The sequence below is a fragment of the Pseudomonas sp. S37 genome (genome assembly GCF_016658545.1).
GTDB lineage: Bacteria > Pseudomonadota > Gammaproteobacteria > Pseudomonadales > Pseudomonadaceae > Aquipseudomonas.
In genome coordinates, this window is record NZ_JACVZC010000059.1 from 18066 (window position 1) to 36331 (window position 18266).

At 62.4% G+C, this 18266-nt stretch carries 16 protein-coding genes and 1 pseudogene; 15 read left to right on the forward strand and 2 right to left on the reverse strand.

Going from position 1 to position 18266, the window contains the following annotated elements; translation table 11 throughout:
* Positions 1 to 87: 87 nt before the first annotated feature.
* Both IAE39_RS17840 and IAE39_RS17845 read right to left on the reverse strand, forming a co-directional pair.
* Positions 88 to 972: an alpha/beta hydrolase gene (locus tag IAE39_RS17840; RefSeq protein WP_201204939.1), complete on the reverse strand. Its 885-nt coding sequence runs from the start codon at positions 970 to 972 to the stop codon at positions 88 to 90.
* Between the two features lie 218 nt (positions 973 to 1190).
* Complete coding sequence (locus IAE39_RS17845) at positions 1191 to 2171, reverse strand: LysR substrate-binding domain-containing protein (RefSeq protein ID WP_201204941.1); 981 nt, start codon at positions 2169 to 2171, stop codon at positions 1191 to 1193.
* A 361-nt stretch (positions 2172 to 2532) separates the two neighbouring features.
* On the opposite strand from IAE39_RS17845, the gene IAE39_RS17850 reads away from it, so the two are divergent.
* From IAE39_RS17850 to IAE39_RS17915, 15 genes and pseudogenes are all read left to right on the forward strand, one after another.
* Positions 2533 to 3693, forward strand: a complete 1161-nt coding sequence (locus tag IAE39_RS17850) for a quaternary amine ABC transporter ATP-binding protein (protein WP_201204943.1) — start codon at positions 2533 to 2535, stop codon at positions 3691 to 3693.
* A gap of 22 nt (positions 3694 to 3715) precedes the next feature.
* Entirely contained in the window at positions 3716 to 4669 is a 954-nt protein-coding gene (proW, locus tag IAE39_RS17855) for a glycine betaine/L-proline ABC transporter permease ProW (RefSeq protein WP_201204945.1), read from the forward strand.
* Between the two features lie 70 nt (positions 4670 to 4739).
* Positions 4740 to 5768 (forward strand): glycine betaine/L-proline ABC transporter substrate-binding protein ProX, encoded by a 1029-nt coding sequence (proX, locus tag IAE39_RS17860; RefSeq protein WP_201204947.1) that lies wholly within the window; start codon positions 4740 to 4742, stop codon positions 5766 to 5768.
* 140 nt (positions 5769 to 5908) lie between these two features.
* Positions 5909 to 6964: a GlxA family transcriptional regulator gene (locus tag IAE39_RS17865; protein WP_201204949.1), complete on the forward strand. Its 1056-nt coding sequence runs from the start codon at positions 5909 to 5911 to the stop codon at positions 6962 to 6964.
* Positions 6965 to 7390: 426 nt separating this feature from the next.
* Positions 7391 to 8347 carry a benABC operon transcriptional activator BenR gene (gene benR, locus IAE39_RS17870; protein ID WP_201204952.1) on the forward strand — a complete coding sequence of 319 codons (957 nt, stop codon included), beginning with the start codon at positions 7391 to 7393 and terminating at the stop codon, positions 8345 to 8347.
* 129 nt (positions 8348 to 8476) lie between these two features.
* Positions 8477 to 8743 (forward strand): annotated as a pseudogene (locus IAE39_RS29710) (RHS repeat-associated core domain-containing protein); the annotation flags it as partial.
* A 96-nt stretch (positions 8744 to 8839) separates the two neighbouring features.
* Positions 8840 to 9157, forward strand: coding sequence for a hypothetical protein (locus IAE39_RS29715; RefSeq protein WP_236548672.1), 318 nt, complete (start codon positions 8840 to 8842; stop codon positions 9155 to 9157).
* An 83-nt stretch (positions 9158 to 9240) separates the two neighbouring features.
* Complete coding sequence (gene benA, locus IAE39_RS17880) at positions 9241 to 10599, forward strand: benzoate 1,2-dioxygenase large subunit (protein WP_201204955.1); 1359 nt, start codon at positions 9241 to 9243, stop codon at positions 10597 to 10599.
* Positions 10596 to 11081, forward strand: coding sequence for a benzoate 1,2-dioxygenase small subunit (gene benB, locus IAE39_RS17885; RefSeq protein WP_201204957.1), 486 nt, complete (start codon positions 10596 to 10598; stop codon positions 11079 to 11081). The genes benA and benB overlap by 4 nt, the downstream gene beginning before the upstream one ends.
* Positions 11082 to 11153: 72 nt before the next feature.
* Complete coding sequence (gene benC, locus IAE39_RS17890) at positions 11154 to 12164, forward strand: benzoate 1,2-dioxygenase electron transfer component BenC (RefSeq protein ID WP_201204959.1); 1011 nt, start codon at positions 11154 to 11156, stop codon at positions 12162 to 12164.
* A gap of 146 nt (positions 12165 to 12310) precedes the next feature.
* Positions 12311 to 13072 (forward strand): 1,6-dihydroxycyclohexa-2,4-diene-1-carboxylate dehydrogenase, encoded by a 762-nt coding sequence (locus tag IAE39_RS17895; protein WP_201204961.1) that lies wholly within the window; start codon positions 12311 to 12313, stop codon positions 13070 to 13072.
* A gap of 56 nt (positions 13073 to 13128) precedes the next feature.
* On the forward strand, positions 13129 to 14478 hold the full coding sequence (locus tag IAE39_RS17900) for an MFS transporter (RefSeq protein WP_201204963.1): 1350 nt from the start codon (positions 13129 to 13131) through the stop codon (positions 14476 to 14478).
* Positions 14479 to 14508: 30 nt separating this feature from the next.
* The gene (gene catA, locus IAE39_RS17905) at positions 14509 to 15423 is read left to right on the forward strand and encodes a catechol 1,2-dioxygenase (protein WP_201204965.1); all 915 of its coding nucleotides are present in this window, start codon (positions 14509 to 14511) and stop codon (positions 15421 to 15423) included.
* Between the two features lie 256 nt (positions 15424 to 15679).
* Positions 15680 to 16879: a benzoate/H(+) symporter BenE family transporter gene (locus tag IAE39_RS17910; RefSeq protein ID WP_201204967.1), complete on the forward strand. Its 1200-nt coding sequence runs from the start codon at positions 15680 to 15682 to the stop codon at positions 16877 to 16879.
* Between the two features lie 54 nt (positions 16880 to 16933).
* Positions 16934 to 18184 (forward strand): OprD family porin, encoded by a 1251-nt coding sequence (locus tag IAE39_RS17915; protein ID WP_201204969.1) that lies wholly within the window; start codon positions 16934 to 16936, stop codon positions 18182 to 18184.
* The last annotated feature ends 82 nt before the right edge of the window (positions 18185 to 18266 follow it).

Genomic DNA, 18266 nt, shown 5'->3' on the forward strand with positions numbered 1-18266 from the left:
GTGGGAGCTGGCTTGCCGGCGATGAGGCCAGAACAGGCAACACAAGACAGTTGTGCCCACAGGGTGAACCATGCCTTCGTGCGGTATTCAGAGCAACGCCTGTATTGCCCGCCGATAACGCTGCCCGGCCAGGCTCATGCTGTTGTTGTGGCTCGCCCCCGGCACCAGCAGCAATGTCTTGGGTTCTTGTGCGGCCTCGAACAACTGTTGGCTGAAACGCGGCGGCACGAAGCGGTCATCCAGCCCGTGCACCAGCAGCACGGGCAAGCCAATATCCTTGATCTTGTCCAGCGAGTCGAACTTCTGCGACATCAACCAGCGCACCGGCAGGGACGTGTTGGCCACCGCGGCCGCGACATCGCCCAGAGAAGTGAAGGTTGATTCCAGTATCAACCCGCGTGCCGGTGCTGCAGCACCGTTCTTCTGTGCTTCAGCCGCCAACTCACTGGCCAGTTCCACCGCCACGGCCCCGCCCAGCGAATGGCCGAAGATCAGGCGCTTGCCGGCATCCGGCTGCAATTGGGCGAAGCGCTCCCAGGCGATGCGTGCATCTTCATAGACTGTGGCCTCTGAGGGCAGGTCGCCACGGCTCTGGCCGAAACCGCGGTAATCCACAGCCAGCACCGAATAGCCCATGGCATGCAGTTGCTCGATGCGGAACAGCTGGCCGGTCAGGTTCCAGCGCACGCCATGCAGGTAAAGGATGGCCGGGGCATTGGCGCGCCTGGCCGGCCACCACCAGGCGTGCAGGCTCTGGTTGGCGCTGAAGCTGCGCGGGCGCAGGTCGAGCTCCTGCACGTCGCCGGGCAGGCCACGGAACCAGCTTGCCTGGCCGGGCTCGATGCGGAACACCAGCTCGCGCTCCTTGTGCTGGAGGACAGCGCAACTGGTGGGCAGGCCGATGACCAGCAGGGTGGCGCACAGCCAAGTCAGCCAGCGACGGCGCAGGTGGGTGAGGAGGAGGGTAGGCATGGGGGCTTTTTTAGCAGATGCAGGCGGGTTGATGTGGGAAAGTGGCCGAATGGCGGGGTGGTTTGATAACAAGTTGTTTCTGGGGGTTATGGGTTTGCTGTGCGGGCCTCTTCGCGGGTAAACCCGCTCCTACACAGGCACCACCGACTTTCAGGCTGGTGATATCCCAATGTAGGAGCGGGTTCACCCGCGAAGAGGCCCTTTCAGGACACCGCAAATCACCGGCCACCCAACGACTGCAGCAACGGCCGAAACTCATCCAGCAACCAATCCCGCAACCGCCGGCAACTGGACTCATGCTCCTTGTCCTCATTGAAGGCCAGGAAGTGAAAGGTGTCCTTGAGCACCAGTTCCTCTTCCACGGGCCTGACCAGCAGCCCCTGGGCAACCAACGGCGCCACCAGGTGGTGCCAGCCCAGCGCCACGCCCTGGTTGCCCAAAGCCAGTTGCACCAGCAGGTTGTAGTCGTTGGCATTGAAAAAATGCGGCGCCGTGTTGGCGCGGCTTTTCAGGTCGACGTCATGGAAGGCCAGCCACACGTTCCAGTCCACATGCTCGGCCACCTGTGAACGCCCATAAGGGCTCAGGTTCAGCAAGGTGCCATCGCGCAAGCCTTGCAGGGTGCGCACCTCCGGGTGCTGCGCCAGGTACTGCGGGGTGCACACCGGGTAGATCACGTCATGGTTGAGCGGGTGCGAACTGTAGCCTGCCTGCACCTTGCCCAGCTTGGTGATGTAGATGTCCGGGCGCACCCCCGGCTCCATCGACAGGAAGTTCTGTGTGGTGACCAGGTTGATGTCGATGTCCGGGTTCTCTTCGAAGAACCGGGGCATGCGTGGGCCCATCCACAAGGCCGCGAACGCCGGTGAACAGCACAGGGTGACCACGTGCTTGGTGTTGGTGTTGCTGCGGATGCGCTCGGCCGCCTGGGAAATGTTGACGAACGACAACTGCACCGCATCGAAGAAGATCGAGCCGGCCACAGTCAGCTCCACCGCTCGCCCGACCCGGGTGAACAACTCGGCGCCCAGGTAGGTCTCCAGCTCACGGATCTGCCGGCTGACGGCGGCCTGGGTAACGCACAGCGCCTCGGCTGCACGGGTGAAGTTCTGGTACTTGGCGGCGGCCACGAAGACTTTGACCGCGCGCAGCGAGGGCATCTTGATCAGCGTCTGATCGGGTTCGGAGTGTCTGACCATGGGGCGGGGGCGAGGTCCTTCGTCTAGCCAATCGGCTCACTCTAGCCTGTTCCACGCCGGCTGGTAAGTGCGCAGGGGCTCTGGGGCCGGGCTTGGGCGCCGATTGATAACTTCAGGTAATGGTTTGCGTGAAACAAATGTCGTTGGACCCGCTCTGGATCAGGGCCTAACGTTAATCACACGGCGCGACATCCGAGACATCGATGTCGAACAACTTTTTGAAGCAGGACTTTCTGCGTGCCGGTTTTGACTCACGTTCGAATTTGAACGGACTGCCAAGCGTACTCGCACTGATCTCTACCCGCCTTATTGAAAGTGCGATGTTGAAAGATTGGTTAATAAGCATAATAAAGAGGGTCGTATGAGCCATGCCGATGAGATTCTTTCGGTAAAAAACATCTTCAAGGTGTTCGGTCCCAACCCGAACATGGCCATGGAGATGCTCCGCAAGGGTGCCGACAAGAACGAAATCTTCAGCAAGACCGGCCACGTCGTCGGCGTGTTCGATGCAAGCTTTTCCGTCAAGCGTGGCGAGATCTTCGTCATCATGGGCCTTTCCGGCTCGGGCAAGTCGACCATGGTGCGGCTGTTCAACCGCCTGATCGAACCCACCTCCGGCAGCATCCACCTCAACGGCAAGGAAATTACCGGGCTCTCCGACAAGGCCCTGCTCGACGTGCGCCGCAAGGAAATGGGCATGGTGTTCCAGTCCTTCGCCCTGATGCCACACATGAGCGTGCTGGAAAACACCGCCTTTGGCCTGGAGATTGCCGGCGTGCCGGAAGGCGAACGCCACAGCCGCGCCCGTGAGGCCTTGAGCCAGGTTGGCCTGGCCGGCCACGAGCACAGCTACCCGCACCAGCTGTCCGGCGGCATGCAGCAACGCGTAGGGCTGGCCCGGGCATTGGCCAACGACCCGGCGATCCTGTTGATGGACGAAGCATTCTCGGCCCTCGACCCGCTGATCCGCAGTGAAATGCAGGGCGAGCTGATCCGCCTGCAGGCCGAGCAGCAGCGCACCATCATCTTCATTTCCCACGACATCGAGGAAGCCATCCGCATCGGCCACCGCATCGCGATCATGGAAGGCGGCCGCGTGGTGCAGATCGGCACCCCGCAGGAGCTGATCAACCAACCGGCCAACGACTACGTGCGCACCTTCTTCAAGAGCTTCGACAGCTCGCGGGTGCTCAAGGCCGGCGATGTGGCCAAGTTCGACCCGGCCGTGGTGTGCAAGGTCAACGGCAAGGCACCGAGCTTCCAGGCCGGTGTGCCATTCGGCTACCTGGTCGATGACCGTGGGCAGTTGCTGGGCGTGGTGGACACCGATGCCAACGGCGCTACCGCCAGTGACCGCTACAGCCTGCACGAGCAGCACCCGGTGTACACCGACACGCCGCTGCACGAGGTGCTGGGCATTGCGGCCGACCTGCCGTACCCGGTGCCGGTACTCGACCGCCAGGGTGCCTTCAAGGGCACGCTGTCGAAGAACGAGCTGCTGCAGACCCTGAGCCGCAACTAAAACAACAAAGAGGTAAGCCCTCATGTCCGAATTCAGCCTTCTCGACCCGTTCCAGGCGGCCACCATCCCACTGGGTGACTGGGTTACCGCAACGCTCAACTTCCTGGTGCACAACTTCCGCGAGGTGTTCCGCGCCATCCGCTGGCCGATCGACCAGGTACTCAACGGCATCGAGTTCACCTTGCAGAGCATCCCGCCCACCATCGGCATCATCCTCTCGTCGTTGCTGGGCTGGCAGCTGGCCGGCAAGCGCATGGCGGTGTTGTGCTTCATCACCCTGACCTTGCTCGGCCTGATCGGCGTGTGGTCGGAGTCGATGACCACCCTGGCGCTGGTGCTGACCTCGGTGTTCTTCTGCGCGGTCATCGGCATTCCGCTGGGCATCGTCTGCGCCCGCAGCAACCGCCTGGAAAGCATCATCCGCCCGTTGCTCGACGCCATGCAGACCTTGCCGGCGTTCGTCTACCTGGTACCGGTGGTGATGCTGTTCGGCATCGGTAACGTGCCCGGCGTACTGGTGACCATCGTCTTCGCCCTGCCGCCGCTGGTGCGCCTGACCAACCTGGGTATCCGCCAGGTGCCGGAAGACAAGATCGAAGCCGCCCGCGCCTTTGGCTGCACCCCACGGCAGATGCTGACCCGCGTGCAGCTGCCGCTGGCCACCTCGACCATCATGGCCGGCCTCAACCAGACCCTGATGCTGTCGCTGTCGATGGTGGTGATCGCCTCGATGATTTCGGTCGGTGGCCTGGGCCAGATGGTGCTGCGTGGCATCGGCCGGTTGGACATGGGCCTGGCCACGGTCGGTGGTGTGGGGCTGGTGCTGCTGGCGATCTTCCTCGACCGCCTGACTCAGGCCATGGGCGCCCGCACCAGCGCCGACCCGAGCCTGCGCTGGTACCACACCGGCCCGGTAGGGGTGGTGATGCGCCTGTGTGGCGCCGGGCAAGCGCAAGGGCGGCGCAAGACCGCCTGAGTACTGCAAGACTTTTGAGACGTTCGATCTGCCGCACTTGAAGATAAAAATCAGAAAAAGGTAAGCGACGATGCACGAATCCAAGTTCACCCGCAGCATCCTCAAATGCGCCACCGCGCTGACCCTGGTAGCCGCTGCGCTGGGCGCACACGCCTCGGCGGAAAAGCCCGGCGATGGCGTGAAGGTAACCCCGATCTTTCCCTCCATCGCCGAAGAGCGCTTCCGTGGCGAAGTGGCCATGGAAGGCCTGCGCGAGCTGGGCTACAAGGTGCAGGAGCCTAAGGAGACCGAGTACGGCGTGATGATGGTGGCCTTGGCCAATGGCGATGCCGACTTCACCGTGCACCTGTGGGAAAAGCTGCATAACCAGTTCTACCAGCAGGCCGGGGGTGACGATGTGATGGTCAAGACCGGCAACATCCTGCCGGGCGTGGCGCAAGGCTACCTGATCGACAAGAAAACCGCCGACCAGTACAACATCAAGTACATCACCGACCTGAAGAAGCCAGAAATCGCCAAGCTGTTCGACACCGATGGCGATGGCAAGGCCGACATGACCGGCTGCAACCCGGGCTGGGGTTGCGAACTGGTGATCGCCCACCACATGAAGGCCTACGACCTGGACAAGAGCATCACCGTCAACCAGGGCTCGTACTTCGCGCTGATGGCCGACACCATCGCCCGCTACAAGGAAGGAAAGCCGATCTTTTACTTCACCTGGGTACCGCAGTGGATCGCCAGCGTGCTGGTCGAGGGCAAGGATGTGGTCTGGCTGGAAGTGCCGAAGACCGACCTGCCCGATGGCAAGAATGATGTCGATACCATGTACCACGGCAAGAACCTTGGTTTTGCCATCGACAAGGTGGTAGCGGTGCTTAACAAGGACTTTGCCGAGAAGAACCCGGCGGCGTTGAAGTTCCTGTCGCTGGTACAGATCAGCACCGACGACGAGAGCAACCAGAACCTGAAGATGCAGCAGGGCGAGAAGAAGCCTGCCGACATCACCCGCCATGCCAAGGAATGGGTTGCAGCGCACCGCCAACAGTTCGACCAGTGGTTGCAGGCTTCGCGTGATGCGGCGGCCCAGGCTGGTAAGTAATCTGTTTTATCGGCGTTGGCTTCTTCGCGGGTAAACCCGCTCCTACATGGACCGCACAACATTCAAACCTGTGCAGGGCACTGTGGGAGCGGGTTTACCCGCGAAGAAGCCCACGCGATTTCCGCTGTTGAGTTAAAGCCATGAGCCACTTCGAAAGCATCCTCAAGAACACCAACCTGGCCCACCTGGACCCCGCCATCCGCACTTCACTGTCAATGCCCTGCCAGCGCGTGGCCTTCGTCCTGCGCGAGCACTTCTCGATGATGGCCTTCACCGCCGCCATGGACAGCCTGGTCACCGCCAACCTGATGAGCGCCACGCCGTTGTTCCAGATTCACGTAGTGGGCGAGGGCGAGCAGGTAATGAGCGACCTGGGTATCGCCTTGCCGGTCAACACCCAACTCGCCGACCTCGACCTGCAAGGCCTGGACTGCCTGCTGGTATGCGGCGGCTTTCGCGTGCGTCTGGAAACCGCCGCCCAGCTGCGCGCCAAGCTGCGCCAGGCCGACCAGCACGGCTGCCAGTTGGGCGGCTTGTGGAATGGTGCGTACTTCCTCGCCGAAGCCGGTTTGCTCAACGACCACGACTGCGCCTTCCACCCCGATGGCCGGGCGATGATGAGCGAGTTGTTCCCCAAGGTGCGCATCAGCCGCCAGGCACACGTGCTGGACCGTCGGCGCATGAGCTGCGCCGGTGCCAGCAGTGCGCTGGACATGATGCTGGCGATGCTGGAGCAGTGCGGCGGGGTACCTTTGCGCCGGGCCGTGGAGCAGATGCTGGCCTGTGACCGTGCGCGGGTGATGAGTGATGCACCGGCCAGTGCGCCGGAAATCGACCCAAGTTTGCCCAAAGGCGTGCGCCTGGCCCTGGAGCTGATGCACGCCAATATCGAAGACCCGATCGGCATCGACGAGATTGCCGAGCATGCCGGCTTGTCGCGTCGGCACCTGGAGCGCCTGTTCCGCCGCCATGTACAGGCCACGCCACCGCGCTATTATCTGGAGCTGCGCCTGACCCATGCTCGCCAGCTGCTGCAGCACACCAACAAGTCCTTGACCGAAGTGGCGGTGGCCAGCGGGTTTGTCAGCTTCCCGCATTTTTACCGGCGTTTTCGTGAATTGTTTGCCATTGCCCCACGCCAATACCGGGCGCGTAGCCAGGGCTGGGCAGGGCAACAGGACGTAGCAGTGCATTGAGTGGTGTGCTGCCTGTGCCGGCCTCTTCGCGGGTAAACCCGCTCCCACAGGGATCATCAATGCCTCAGGGCCTGCGCAATACCTTGTGGGATCGGGTAAAACCGCTCCCAGATGGATCATCAATGCTTCGGGGCTTGCGCAATACCTTGTGGGAGCGGGTTTACCCGCGAAGAGGCCAGCACAGGTAAAAAAACGTCCGATAACCGAACATCCCCTGTGCCCGATCTGTCCGCTATCCGCCCAACCAATCCCATCGCCGCATTGCCCAACCCCCGCCTTTTTGCTGTAGTGTGCCCATCCACCGGTTGTCGCCTGCCCCCGCGACCCGCAACCGGCCAGATAATATGACCGTGACGACCGCAACCACCGCCCACAAGGCCGTAGGACGCGGCGACCAGAACAATAACGATACCGAGTGCCTTGCCTATGGAAAGCCGCCTGCTGAGCGAACGCAGTAGCGTGTTTCACCACGCCGACCCTTATGCTGTGTCCGATTATGTCAACCAGCATGTCGGCCAGCATTGCATCGGGCTGTCGCGCACCACCCACCCCCAGGCCAGCCTCAGCCACCGCAAATTCGCCGAACTCGACCTGTGCCGTATCAGCTACGGCGGTAGCGTGCGGGTTACCTCGCCAGCGCTGGAAACCATCTACCACCTGCAGGTGCTGCTCAACGGCAACTGCCTGTGGCGCGGGCACAAACGCGAGCAGCATCTGGTGCCAGGCGAGCTGCTGCTGATCAACCCTGACGACCCGGTTGACCTGACGTACTCGGAAGACTGCGAGAAATTCATCCTAAAGGTGCCGACCCGGCTGCTGGACTCGATCTGCGACGAACAACGCTGGCACCGGCCCGACGGCGGTGTGCGCTTCCTGCGCAACCATTACCGGCTGGACGAGCTGGACGGCTTTGTCAATCTGCTTGCCATGGTTTGCCATGAGGCGGAGGTCAGCGATTCGCTGCCCAGGGTGCAGGGCCATTACAGCCAGATCGTCGCCAGTAAACTGCTGACCCTGATGAGCACCAATATCCGCCGTGAAAGCCTAAGCGCCCCGCAAGCGGGGCTGGAGCGCATTCTCGACTACATCGAGCGCAACCTGAAACTGGAACTGTCGGCTGAAGTGCTGGCGGAGCAGGCGTGCATGAGCTTGCGGTCGTTGTATGCGTTGTTTGACCAGCACTTGGGCACCACACCCAAGCATTACGTGCGCCAGCGCAAGCTGGAGCGGGTGCATGCATGCTTGAACGACCCCACCTGTGGGGTGCGCAGTGTGACGGAACTGGCCCTGGATTATGGATTCCTGCACCTGGGACGGTTTTCTGAAGTGTACCGCCAGCAGTTCGGCGAGCTGCCTTCGCAGACGTTCAAACGCCACAGATGAAGCGCGTTAGCGTGGTCACCTGACATTTCTACCAGTTGCTTACATTTCATGTGCATCCCACTATTTGATTTATTTCGATGAGAAGGTGGGGCCATGTCAACGTCGCAAAATTCTTGTTGTTCACGGCAGTACACGGTTTATGGGCATGACGGATGTGAGCAATTTGCATCCGTGCTGGGCTTTAGCGGGCAGAGAATGGAGCCTGCTACAGGGTGCTACTTGCTGGGGAATGGATACCGTGCGTTCAATCCGGTTTTGATGAGGTTCCATAGCCCGGACAACCTAAGCCCGATGGGGGCTGGCGGGTTGAATTGTTACGCCTACTGTGGTGGGGATCCCGTTAACAACATTGACCCCAGTGGACACATTTTTAGGTCCTTATTTCGTCGGCGATCCGCGCGGGTAAAGGTAGCCAATCCTTTCACTCTCCCTGTATCCGCTTCGCAGCGTGCGTTCAATGAGCAAATGTCATCCCGCTTGCAAGAACATGGAATGCAGGTTCAGTCTCAACGTCGCGTGAACGATTTTGAGCGCTCAGGTCGTTTTACTGCGGGCGGTATGGGAAATGAAATGGAGCGAATGTACACGGCCGACAACTGGTCTCAGCAGGAGCACAACGTAGTGGAAGTGTTCAATTTGAACATGAATAGAAATTACCAACATCTAGACGAAAACGATAAGAGAGTATTGAGTATGACCACTGCTCTCATGAATAAGATTTCCACAAATCTGCCCGCAGAAGCAGCAAAGGCCACAAAAGTACATTGGAAGCTTGGTGAAGACGGAAAGCACATCCGCGTATCTGGATAGCACTCTGCACAATCCGGATAGTCCCCCGCCAGCCGTCTCCCTAACCTGACCAGGTCTAAACAATAACAAGGGAGACCCTGGCCATGTCCCTGGGATTCGACTACCTCAATGCCATGCTCGAGGACGACCGTGAAAAAGGCATCTACCGCTGCAAGCGCGAGATGTTCACCGACCCACGCCTGTTTGACCTGGAAATGAAACACATCTTCGAGGGCAACTGGATCTACCTGGCCCATGAAAGCCAGATCCCCGAGAAGAACGACTTCCTCACCCTGACCATGGGGCGCCAGCCGGTTTTCATCGCGCGCAACAAGGACGGTGAGCTCAATGCCTTCCTCAACGCCTGCAGCCACCGCGGCGCCATGCTGTGCCGGCACAAGCGCGGCAACCGTTCCAGCTACACCTGCCCGTTCCACGGCTGGACCTTCAACAACAGCGGCAAGCTGCTCAAGGTCAAAGACCCGAGCAACGCCGGTTACCCCGACAGCTTCAACTGCGATGGCTCCCACGACCTGACCAAGGTGGCGCGCTTCGAGTCGTACCGTGGCTTTTTGTTCGGCAGCCTGAATGCCGACGTGAAACCGTTGGTCGAGCACCTGGGCGAGTCGGCCAAGATCATCGACATGATCGTCGACCAGTCGCCAGAAGGCCTGGAAGTGCTGCGCGGTGCCAGCTCGTACATCTACGAAGGCAACTGGAAGCTTACCGCCGAAAACGGCGCCGATGGCTACCACGTGAGCTCGGTGCACTGGAACTACGCCGCCACCCAGAACCAGCGCAAGCAGCGCGAGGCGGGTGACGAGATCAAGACCATGAGCGCCGGTTCCTGGGCCAAGCAAGGCGGTGGGTTCTACTCATTCGACCACGGCCACCTGCTGCTGTGGACCCGCTGGGCCAACCCGGAAGACCGCCCGGCCTACGAACGCCGCGACCAACTGGCCGCCGATTACGGCCAGGCCCGCGCCGACTGGATGATCGAGAACTCGCGCAACCTGTGCCTGTACCCGAACGTGTACCTGATGGACCAGTTCAGCTCGCAGATCCGCGTTGCCCGGCCAATTTCGGTGAACAAGACCGAAATCACCATCTACTGCATCGCGCCGAAGGGCGAGAGCGCCGACGCCCGCGCCAAGCGTATCCGCCAGTACGAAGACTTCTTCAATGTCAGCGGCATGGCCACCCCGGACGACCTGGAAGAGTTCCGCTCGTGCCAGACCGGCTACGGTGGCGGCACGGGCTGGAACGACATGTCCCGTGGCGCGAAACACTGGGTCGAAGGCGCCGATGACGCGGCTAAAGAAATCGAGCTGCATCCGCTGCTGTCGGGCGTGCGCACCGAGGACGAAGGCCTGTTCGTGCTGCAGCACAAGTACTGGCAGGACACCATGATCCAGGCGCTCAAGGACGAGCAGCAACTGATCCCCGTGGAGGCCGTGCAATGAGCCTGTATGAAACCGTGCGCGACTTCCTCTACCGCGAGGCGCGCTACCTGGACGACGCCCAGTGGGACCAGTGGCTGGAGTTGTACGCCAGCGACGCCACCTTCTGGATGCCCAGCTGGGACGATGACGACACCCTCACCGAAGACCCACAAAGCGAAATCTCGCTGATCTGGTACGGCAACCGTGGCGGCCTGGAAGACCGCGTGTTCCGCATCAAGACCGAGCGCTCCAGTGCGACCGTGCCCGACACCCGCACCTCGCACAACATCAGCAACATCGAGATCGTCGAGCAGGGCGAGGGCAACTGCCTGGTGCGTTTCAACTGGCACACCCTGAGCTTCCGCTACAAGACCACCGACAGTTACTTCGGCAGCAGCTTCTACACCCTCGACCTGCGCGGCGGGCAACCGCTGATCAAGGCCAAGAAGGTGGTGCTGAAGAACGACTACGTGCGCCAGATCATCGACATCTACCACATCTGAACCAGGGTTTTGCGAGCATTGCCCGGTGCGTTTTGCGACGCGCCGTGGCCCGGCTCGCCCGTGAGGTGCAACATGAGCTACCAGATCGCACTGAATTTCGAAGACGGGGTTACCCGCTTCATCGAGGCCACCGGCCACGAAACCGTCGCCGATGCGGCTTACCGCCAAGGCATCAACATCCCTCTGGACTGCCGCGACGGCGCTTGCGGCACCTGCAAGTGCAAGGCCGAATCCGGGCGCTATGACCTGGGCGACAACTTCATCGAAGACGCCCTGAGCGAAGACGAAATCGGCGAAGGCTACGTGCTGACCTGCCAGATGCGCGCCGAGAGCGACTGCGTTATCCGCATCCCGGCCTCGTCGCAGCTGTGCAAGACCGAACAGGCCAGCTTCGAGGCGGCCATCAGCGATGTGCGCCAGTTGTCGGCCAGCACCATTGCCCTGTCGATCAAGGGTGAGGCGTTGAGCCGCCTGGCATTCCTGCCAGGGCAATACGTCAACCTCAAGGTGCCGGGCAGTGAGCAGAGTCGCGCCTATTCGTTCAGCTCGCTGCAAAAGGACGGTGAAGTCAGCTTCCTGATCCGCAACGTGCCGGGTGGGCTGATGAGCAGCTTCCTGACCAATCTGGCCAAGGCTGGCGACAACATGAGCCTGGCCGGGCCGCTGGGCAGCTTCTACCTGCGGCCGATCCAGCGCCCGCTGTTGCTGCTGGCCGGTGGTACCGGGCTGGCGCCGTTCACCGCGATGCTGGAGAAGATCGCCGAGCAGGGCAGCGAACACCCGCTGCACCTGATCTACGGCGTGACCAACGACTTCGACCTGGTCGAACTCGACCGCCTGCAAGCGCTGGCGGCACGCATCCCCAACTTCACCTACAGCGCCTGCGTGGCCAACCCGGACAGCCAGTACCCACAAAAGGGCTACGTGACCCAGCACATCGAACCACGCCACCTCAATGAGGGGGATGTGGATGTTTACCTGTGCGGGCCACCGCCGATGGTCGAAGCGGTGAGCCAGTACGTGCGTGAGCAGGGCATTACACCGGCCAACTTCTACTACGAGAAGTTCGCGGCGGCGGCCTGATTCCTTCATCCCGAACACAACACCGCCCTCCTGTGGGAGCGGGTTCACCCGCGAAGAGGCCAGCAGGTACAGCAGTTTTGTCTTGTCGGACGCATTCGCGGGTAAACCCGCTCCCACAGGGACCGCGGGCAGGCGGAGATTCACATATGAACAACAGATTCCAAGGCAAGGTCGCCCTGGTCACCGGTGCCGCGCAAGGCATCGGCCGGGGCGTGTGCTGGCGGCTCAAGGCCGAAGGCGCGCAAGTGGTTGCAGTAGACCGTTCCGAACTGGTTCACGAACTGGCCGGCGAGGGCATGCTGACCCTTACCGCCGACCTCGAGCAACACGCCGACTGCGCCCGGGTCATGGCCAGCGCCGTGGAAACCTTCGGCCGCCTCGACATCCTGGTCAACAACGTCGGCGGCACCATCTGGGCCAAGCCTTTCGAACACTACGAGGTCGAACAGATCGAGGCCGAAGTGCGCCGCTCGCTATTTCCCACCCTGTGGTGCTGCCACGCCGCACTGCCGTACATGCTCGAACGCGGCACAGGTGCCATCGTCAACGTCTCGTCCATCGCTACCCGCGGTGTCAACCGAGTGCCTTACGGCGCAGCCAAGGGCGGCGTCAATGCGCTCACCGCGTGCCTGGCCTTCGAAACCGCTGGCCGCGGCATCCGCGTCAACGCCACCGCGCCCGGCGGTACCGAGGCACCACCCCGGCGCGTACCACGTAACAGCGCCGAGCAGACCGAGCAGGAAAAACACTGGTACCAGCAAATCGTCGACCAAACCCTCGACAGCAGCCTGATGCACCGCTACGGCAGCATCGACGAGCAGGTCGGGGCAATTCTGTTCCTTGCCTCCGACGAAGCCTCGTACATCACCGGTGTGACCCTGCCGGTAGGGGGCGGCGACCTCGGCTGAGCAGCACCCCAAGGCAACAGCTTTCCATCACAACAAAAACAAGAGCGACAGATGCCATGCGAACCCTTGACGTACACCCGATCATCGATAACGCGCGCTTTACCCCGTTCCACTGGATGGTCATGGCCTGGTGCGGCCTGCTGCTGATCTTCGACGGCTATGACCTGTTCATCTACGGCGTGGTACTGCCGGTGATCATGAAGGAGTGGGGCCTGACCCCGTTGCAGGCCGGTGCGCTGGGCAGCTACGCGCTGTTCGGCATGATGTTCGGCGCCTTGGCATTCGGCAGCCTGGCCGACCGCATCGGGCGCAAGAAGGGCATCGCCATCTGTTTCGCCTTGTTTTCAGGGGCGACCATCCTCAATGGTTTTGCCAGCAGCCCCAGTGAGTTCGGTATCTACCGCTTTATCGCCGGCCTGGGCTGCGGCGGCCTGATGCCCAATGCCGTGGCACTGATGAACGAGTACGCCCCCAAACGCCTGCGCAGTACGCTGGTGGCGATCATGTTCAGTGGCTACTCGCTGGGCGGCATGCTGTCAGCAGGCGTCGGCATCTTCATGCTGCCACGCTTCGGCTGGGAATCGATGTTCTTTGCCGCTGCCGTGCCGCTGCTGCTGTTGCCGGTGATTCTCTATTACCTGCCGGAGTCGATCGGCTTTCTGGTGCGCCAGGGCCGTGGCGACGAAGCGCGCAAGCTGCTCAAGCGCCTGGACCCGGGCTGCGATGTGCAACCTGATGATGTGCTGGTCGCCCCTGTGGGAGCGGACTTGTCCCGCGAAAGGGCCGGCAAGTTCACCGCTGTTCTTGAACTGTTCCGCAATGGCCTGGCCATTCGCACCCTGGCGTTGTGGCTGGCGTTCTTCTGCTGCCTGCTGATGGTCTACGCGCTCAGCTCGTGGCTGCCGAAGCTGATGGCCAACGCCGGCTACAGCCTGGGTTCGAGCCTGTCGTTCCTGCTGGCGCTGAACTTCGGTGGCATGGCCGGTGCCATTCTCGGCGGCTGGCTGGGCGACCGCTACAACCTGGTCAAGGTCAAGGTGGCGTTCTTCATCGCCGCAGCGCTGTCGATCAGCCTGCTGGGCGTCAACAGCCCGATGCCGGTGCTGTACCTGCTGATCTTCATTGCTGGCGCCACCACCATTGGCACGCAGATCCTGCTGTATGCCGGCGCCGCGCAAATGTACGGCCTGTCGGTGCGTTCCACGGGCCTTGGCTGGGCCTCGGGCATTGGCCGCAACGGCGCCATCGTCGGCCCGCTGCTGGGCGGTGCGCTGATGGGCATCAACCTGCCGCTGCAACTCAACTTCATCGCCTTCGCCATCCCTGGCGCCATCGCCGCGCTGGCCATGGCTGTGCACCTGGCCAGTGGCCGGCGCCACGCCCAGGCCGTTGCGGCGCAGGCGTAAATCCAGAAAAACAACATGAGGTAAGCCCACATGACCGTGAAGATTTCCCACACTGCCGAGGTACAGCGGTTCTTCGAGGAAGCCGCAGGCTTTGGCAACGATGCCGGCAACCCGCGCCTCAAGCGCATCGTGCAGCGTGTGCTGCAGGACACCGCCCGGCTGATCGAAGACTTGGAAATCAGCGAGGACGAGTTCTGGCACGCCGTCGACTACCTCAATCGCCTGGGCGGGCGCGGCGAAGCGGGGTTACTGGTCGCGGGCCTGGGCGTCGAGCACTTCCTCGACCTGCTGCAGGATGCCAAGGACGCGCAGGCCGGGCTGGCCGGCGGTACCCCACGTACCATCGAAGGCCCGTTGTACGTGGCGGGTGCGCCCCTTGCTGAAGGTGAAGTGCGCATGGACGACGGCAGCGAGGAGGGCGTGGCCACGGTCATGTACCTGGAGGGGCGGGTGCTCGACCCGCAAGGGCAACCATTGCCGGGTGCCACGGTCGACTTGTGGCATGCCAACACCCGTGGCACTTATTCGTTCTTTGACCAGAGCCAGTCCGAATACAACCTGCGGCGGCGCATCGTCACCGATGCCGAAGGGCGCTACCGCGCGCGCTCCATCGTGCCGTCCGGTTACGGCTGCGACCCGCAGGGGCCAACCCAGGAATGCCTGGACCTGCTGGGCCGCCATGGCCAGCGTCCAGCACACGTGCACTTCTTTATCTCGGCGCCAGGGCATCGGCACCTGACCACACAGATCAACCTGTCGGGGGACAAGTACCTGTGGGATGACTTTGCCTATGCCACGCGGGACGGGCTTGTGGGGGAGGTGGTGTTTGTCGAGGGCGCGGCAGGGCGGCATGCCGAGTTGAAGTTCGACTTCCGGCTGCAACTGGCCCTGGGCGAGGCAGATGAGCAGCGCAGTGGGCGGCCTCGGGCACTGCAGGAAGCCTGAGCCATCGCGCTGGCTTCTTCGCGGGTAAACCCGCTCCCACATTGATTGCATTGACCTCAAATCATGCGCAATACCTGTGGGAGTTTGGCTTGCCAGCGATAAGGCCTGAATAGGCAACACAAGACAGTTGCTCCTACAGGTACGGCGCAAATGCTGAAACCTGTGCAACCCCTGTGGGAGCGGGTTCACCCGCGAAGAAGGCAACACAAAACAACAGCCAGCCACCAAGGCCGGCCGCTGCCTTGCGAGAAACTGAATGAAAACCCTGATCAAGGACAGCTCGCTGTCCGCCATCGTCGCCGGCTGCATCGCCACGATGATCTCCTACGCCGGCCCACTGGTGATCATCTTCCACGCCGCCGAAGCCGCCGGCCTGTCGCACCGGCAACTGTCGTCCTGGGTGTGGGCGGTGTCCATGGGCAGCGCCGTGCTCGGTGCGCTGCTCAGCCTGCGCTATCGCGTGCCGGTGGTGATCGCCTGGTCCATCCCGGGTTCTGCACTGCTGGTCACCGCCTTGCCGCAACTGGGCCTGGAGCAGGCCGTGGGCGCTTATCTGGTGGCCAACCTGGTGCTGCTGCTGATCGGCATCAGCGGCGCCTTCGACCGCATTATTGCGCGCCTGCCGGGGTCCATTGCCGCCGGTATGCAGGCCGGCATCCTGTTCAGCTTCGGCATCGAGGTGTTCCGCGCCTTGCCGGTGCAGCCTGTGCTGGTGCTGGGCATGTTCGTCACCTACGTGCTGATGCGCCGGGTGCAACCCCGATATGCGGTGGCCGCCGTGCTGTGCGTGGGCACGCTGGTGACGGTGGCCAGCGGTGCGTTTCGCAGCGAGGCGCTGGTGCTGGCGTTGGCATCGCCGCAGTGGGTCGCCCCGCAGTTCAGCCTGGCGGCGGTGTTCAGCCTGGCGCTGCCGATGGTACTGGTTGCACTGACCGGGCAGTTCATGCCCGGCATGGCGGTGTTGCGCAACGCCGGCTACGACACGGCGGCCAGCCCGCTTATCAGCGCCAGTGCCCTGGCCGGTGCAGCACTGGCGCCGTTCGGTTGCCACGGGCTGAACCTGGCGGCGGTGACCGCCAGCCTGTGCACCGGCCATGAAGCCCATGAAAACCCCCGCCGCCGATATGTGGCGGCAGTGGCCGGCAGCGCGCTGTACCTGCTGTTGGGCATTGCCGGGGCCACCTTGATGTCGCTGTTCGCTGCCTTTCCCGCCGCGCTGATCGCCGCCCTGGCCGGCCTGGCCCTGTATGGCGCCATCAGCGAGGCCCTGGCCCGCAGCCTGGCGGAACCGGCCGAGCGTGATGCCGGGCTGTTCACGTTCCTGGTCACCGCTTCGGGGGTGGCCTTCCTTGGCCTGTCGGCGGCGTTCTGGGGGCTGCTGTTCGGCCTGCTGGCCCACGCGCTGCTCAGGTTGCGCCAGCCACGTGCCCGGGAGGTGCTGCGCCGTACACCCTGAACCGCCGTGTTCCCAACGCTTAACCCATAAAAACAAGATCAAGAGAGCTTCGGAATGAATCACACCCCTTGCGTCGCCCTGGGCCTGACTTTGCTCAGCCAACCATTGCTGGCTGCCGAAGGCGGCTTCTTCGAAGACTCGAAGGCCACCCTGAGCGCCCGTAACTACTACTTCAGCCGCGATTTCTCCGACATTGTCGGGGCTAACCGGCAGTCCAAGGCCGAGGAGTGGGCCCAAGGCTTCATCCTCGACTTCAAGAGCGGCTACACCCCTGGTACGGTCGGCTTTGGCGTGGATGCCCTGGGCCTGCTGGGTATCAAGCTCGACAGCAGCCCGGACCGGGCCAACACCGGCCTGCTGCCGGTCCATGGCGATGGTCGCGCCGCCGACGAATACAGCCGCCTGGCACCCACCTTCAAGGCGCGCTTGTCGGAAACCGAACTGCGCATTGGCGAATTGCAACCGAACCTGCCGGTGCTGACCTTCAGCGATATCCGCCTGCTGCCGCCGACTTACCAGGGTGCCAGCATCAGTTCGGCAGAAATCGACGGCCTGACGGTGCAGGCCGGGCACCTGAAAAGCACCCACCTGCGCAACGAAGGCGGCGACGGCAAGATGAACGCCATGCTTGGCCATGTGCCGATGCGCCAGGCCGAGAGCGATGCCTTCAACTACGTGGGCGGCGATTACGCGTTCAATGCCAACCAGAGCAGTGTCAGCCTGTGGTATGGGCAACTGGAGGACATCTACGAGCAGGGCTTTGTCGGCTTCAAGCACAGCAAGCCAGTGGGCGACTGGGTGCTCAGTGCCAACCTGGGCTACTTCACCGCGCGCGAGGATGGCGATGCGTTGCTGGGCAACATCGACAACCAGGCCTTCTTCTCGATGTTCACCGCCCGGCATGGCGGCCACAGCCTGCATGCCGGCTACCAGGCCATTCACGGCGACAGCCCGTTCCCGCGGGTGTTCGCCAACATCTCGCCGCTGGGTAACGAGGTGCCGACCTATGAGTTTGCCTACACCGACGAGCGTTCGTACCAGGTGCGTTATGACTACAACTTCGCCGCCATGGGCGTACCGGGGCTGACGGCGACGGTACGCTACATAACCGGTAGCAATGTCGATACCGGGCTGGGCTATGAAGGGCGTGATCGCGAGCGTGACCTGGACATTGGCTATGCCGTGCAGAGCGGGGTGCTGAAGGGGCTGGGGATTCGCGTGCGCAATGCCATGGCGCGCTCCAATTACCGCAGCGACATTGACGAGAACCGCTTGACGTTGGTGTATACCTGGCAGTTGTTCTGACAGCACTACGCCACATTCCAAAGCCTCCGGGGATCCCTGTAGGAGCGGGGGGGGGGGGGGGGGGGGGGGGGGGGGGGGGGGG